General features: G+C 41.4%; 4 protein-coding genes. All 4 read right to left on the bottom strand.

The annotated features are described in order from the left end of the window. Positions 1-239: 239 nt before the first annotated feature. Positions 240-1,505 (bottom strand): TcaA second domain-containing protein, encoded by a 1,266-nt coding sequence (locus C3B52_RS35155; protein WP_047914422.1) that lies wholly within the window; start codon positions 1,503-1,505, stop codon positions 240-242. A 62-nt stretch (positions 1,506-1,567) separates the two neighbouring features. Then, entirely contained in the window at positions 1,568-1,849 is a 282-nt protein-coding gene (locus tag C3B52_RS35150; protein WP_090728099.1) for a hypothetical protein, read from the bottom strand. 24 nt (positions 1,850-1,873) lie between these two features. Then, positions 1,874-2,677 carry a hypothetical protein gene (locus C3B52_RS35145; protein WP_047914420.1) on the bottom strand — a complete coding sequence of 268 codons (804 nt, stop codon included), beginning with the start codon at positions 2,675-2,677 and terminating at the stop codon, positions 1,874-1,876. Positions 2,678-2,685: 8 nt separating this feature from the next. Next, the coding region (locus C3B52_RS35140; RefSeq protein WP_103110959.1) for a C40 family peptidase at positions 2,686-4,257 on the bottom strand (1,572 nt) is incomplete at its 5' end.

The following is a 4,257-nucleotide window of genomic DNA, read 5'->3' as shown; positions in this document are numbered from 1 at the left end:
GGAAATCCATGCACTGCTATTAAAAAGAAGCGAGAAAGAGCAAAGAAAAGCACTTAACATATTGAAAGAGGTATTTGACGAAGTATAAAAAGTACAAAATCTATCCTGGCATGTGCAACAGAGCATAATCTGTATACAAAATGTGAGCTGCCGGCTCTTTCCGGAATCGTTTAATGTATACAAAAAACAAGAATGGCCACGCTGATCGAGAGTGGCCATTCTTGTGTATGTGTACAATTCTATTTTTTTGCAGTCGTGATAACGTATTTACCCTCTTCATTTTGATTAGGAATACTTGCAAAAGACCCTAAGTTTGCCTCATCAATACTCCATATCTGCTTTTCCTCATCATATAAAGCTTTTAGGGAAAGAGAATAAACATACTCCTTTTCCCTAAGATAATCGGTTTTCAGTCTATTCAATCGAATAACTCCGTCCAGCTGCATGACCGGATTACCCTCTTTGTCGATTACAATTTTGGGTGTTTCCTTATTGAAATAGGTTTTAATTAAATTATAAGAGTAGTTACCAAACATTGAAGGCTGATAAGCATTTGCTTGTTTAGCCTTGAATTTGTCCGTGGCACTTTTGAAAGGCTCAACACTTTGTTTTACACTTGCTTGAGCGTATTCCTCTGCAAAACCAAGGAACAACTCGTTTGCGAATTCTATATCAGGAATAAAATAGAAGTGTGATCCGCTACCAAGGGTATAGTATGATTTATCATAATGCGAGCTTAACGTTTCTCCCCACGGAAATTGCGCTGCAAGCTGTATCTCTTTCTCGTCAGATTCCTCTATAGGCCCAAACTCTGCTGATTTAGGGTCGCCAACACGGATTCCTGTCCCTTTACCTTTAAACAAAATTTCAGCTCCTTTTAGTTCCTTAGACAAATCCAGAACATACCCCGTTAAGTCAAATGACAATTCCCTACTCGGCTTTTCTCCAGCTGTTACTGATTTCTTATCAGTGATGCTTGTCCATGCAGATGACTTGATAGCTTCAATTTCATAGCTTCCTGCTAGTAATGGTTTTTGTAAGTCCTCACGCTTCACTTCTTTGCCATTAAGTTTCAACGTAACATCATTGCTAAGGTCTTTAAAGGTCACATAAGTTTCTTTAGGCAACAACACGTATTTATCAAAAAACAGCAGTTTCTTCCCCGATTTTTCTATGCTGAATGGAAACTCTCCACTCAAACGCATTTCTTTAACGCTGTTTGCTACATCAGAATTTTCCTTATCCAAGAGTTGCATTGTCAGCTCCTTGTTGTCAGCTGCTGTCTGCAAAAAGTATTTAGCCGAATCCTCCACTGTTGGATAGCCTTGTATTTCATCAGGCATTACAGATATGAGCAATTCTGTATCGTTATTGTCTATTGCCGCGCTGATTCTATTTAGGACACCTTCTCTTGAGGTGCTTGTGTTCACCACCATTGCTCCAGCGATCATAAGCAGTACAACTACTCCAAGACTGACAAACAACCATTTTTTACGTTTCACCATCACAATACTCCCTTCAAAATAAAGGGCTGAATAGCGATTATTCAGCCCTCAGATATAATGATTTAACCTTGCCCCACAGCCTCACCGGATGTATTCCCTCCAGCATCAGCAGAAGCTTTCTTTAAATGGTCAAATTTCCCTTGTTGGATTTCCTTGATTACATCATTCAAATTAATGCCATGGCTACTCAAAATCACTATGCTGTCCTCAATATTTCTTACCTTCTGTTGATGTTCAACTTCCTTGATCTGTTTGGCTACCTTCCGTAAGTCTTCCTCAATTTTCTCCTTTTTCTTTTTCAAAGCCTCTTCTTTCTCCATCAGCTTTAGCAATTTATCTTCCACAAAAAAACCTCCTTAACAAAATCCTTAGCAATCATAGTAATCATGCTTGTAACTAATCTGTTTATAAAGAAATACCATGAGTGCCAACAAAGCAATAATAGTGATCCCAATAATGATTTTCAGTGTTTGGGGTTGTATGGTGAATTTTTGCCGCTGTGGTTTTTCGGTTGGTTTAACAGCAGCTGATTCACTTAAAGCACTGTTTGCGGAGCTTTGAACACCGCGATCTGTAACAGCGTTCTGATTCCCGCTCGAATCCGTCCCGTTAAGCATTCTTTCGACGCTCGCCTCTGTAGGTTCCTCATTTGAAGAAAGCTCTTCTTTTGGCTTAGCCGTGGGTTTCAAAGAAAGCTGTATTTTGAATTCAACCGTATCACCTTTCTTGACGATAACTTTCTCGGACGAATCAATGTTATAGTCCGTGGCATTTTCCCCCACAACATTAATGAAATCAACTTTGTAAGTCCCTGGCTTCACGTCTTCTTCATACGTATATCCGTTCAACTTATCCAGTCGGGCCATAACATTCTCATTGTCAGTAGATGTGAAATTAACAAGGATAGTCTTATCGAATTCTGGAGGAACAGCAGCGCTTATTTGAAGCATGTTCCCTACCGCAGATTCAGCTTCTGGCTGTTTTGTTGGTTTACTCGTTGATCCGGTTGTAACTGGCTTCTGATCAGCCTTATTCGCCTTATTGGTTTGGCTTGCCGCCTTCGAAGAAGGCGGCGGCGTTTTAGTGGCTTCCGCTGCAAAGGAAGAACCAGCGGATACTGCAAAGAAGATAACAGAAGCGATCGCTATACTAGAGACAAAACGCTTTCGCACATATTCACCTACTCTCCTGAAAATAATAAGGGTCTTCTCGGGTACTTGAAGCCTTTATAACTGTTTACAATGACCCCCGTCCCTCCCTGACAATGTACATAGATAGGTTTACCCTTACTGTCTCTACCGATGAAAATACCAATATGATTCACACCGCCCTGTCCCGGTATGTTCTTAAATACCAAATCACCGGGTATTAACTCGCTTTCCTTGATCGCATAGGTTTTACTCCATTGATAAGAGGTACCGCCAGCAGAAAACGAGTTGCCAAGGCCAGCTGTTTTAAATGCCCAATCTATAAAGCCGCTGCAATCCATCCCGTAAGGCTGATATGTCCCGGTCGTCCTACTTCCCGGCGCTGTTACTTTAACCGGAGTTCCCCACTTATCGTTCCAACCGGGGCCGCTTTTCCCTCCCCAGAAATATTTGACCTTACCTTCCAGCGTTAGAGCAGTTTCAATCAGCTTTTTCCTCGCCTCGCTTACATCACCAGTAAATTCAGGCGGTGGAATCCCCGGTCCCGGTCCGGTTCCCCCTCCAGGTAATTCTTGGGCCAAATCCGGAAATTGCTCTTGTATCGCTCCCGAGGTAACAAGTCGCCTAGCCCATTCTTGTTGTTCTTCGTTGAAACCAATCTGTTCGAAAATATCCTCCATATCATAGGTGTAAATCTCAATAACAAGTGTTGTTTTAATTTCCGTTTCACAGTCTCTATTCCCATCGCTGTCCGTAGAACATTTTCTTATTCTTTCAGTCTCTGTCCTTGTTTCTATAACATTGAATTTCTCGTAAATTTCCTCCATAAATTTTTCTTGTTTATCTGTGAACTCTAAATCTTGTTCGAATTGAACTGCAAGAATGGCGAACATCTCAACCCAACTAGCATGGGCAAAACCATCTTCATTCATATAGTCTGTTCGAACCTTATCGTAACCACCACTATTTTGAAGCCGGTTGATTTCTTCTTGAAATTCATTATTAAGCCTCTCCACAACCTCCTTGTATTTTCGAGCATTATCTTCATCTGTCATAAAAAACGAACCAGCTGAAGATGTGGTGGTTCCCCCCATGCTGTTTGTCAGCATCATTAGGAAGAATATACCTGCCGCCACAGCCGCTCCTACAATCCAAACTTTGGGGTTAGCTGCTATAGCCGCCACAAATTTTTTAGCAGCCTGTTGAGCAGCAAGCTTTAAGTAGGAAGCGGCAGAAGAAGCAGCCTTTCTCATCCCATTTTTAAGGCCAAGCGATGAATAACGCCCTTTGGGTACATACTTGCTGCTTAATGTCTTGATCTTGTTGACACTGATTTTAGAACTGCCCTTAGTAGCATTGCTTCCCTTTATTTTGCGATGTGCTGAGATAGTTGGCACACGGTAGCGGCGATTTTTTATATAATGGTTGGCATGTTTAATCCGGTCTGTTGATTTTTTAATATTTTTATACGCGGTTCTGGTTTTTTTTACCCCATCCCTCGGAAGCTCCAAGGATGTAATAACGTCATGTGCTTCCTCATGATCATGAGGATCTATTGTCCGTGTAAGCTGCCTTGCAGTCTCTTTGGCAGCGGTCTTTATCTT

This window comes from Brevibacillus reuszeri (genome assembly GCF_002897295.1).
Lineage (GTDB): Bacteria > Bacillota > Bacilli > Brevibacillales > Brevibacillaceae > Brevibacillus > Brevibacillus reuszeri_A.
This window is presented reverse-complemented; position numbering and strand designations above follow the sequence as displayed.

Coding starts and splice junctions, on each gene's coding strand:
- C3B52_RS35155 (WP_047914422.1), bottom strand. CDS start 1,505: ATGGTGAAACGTAAAAAATGGTTGTTTGTCAGTCTTGGAGTAGTTGTA.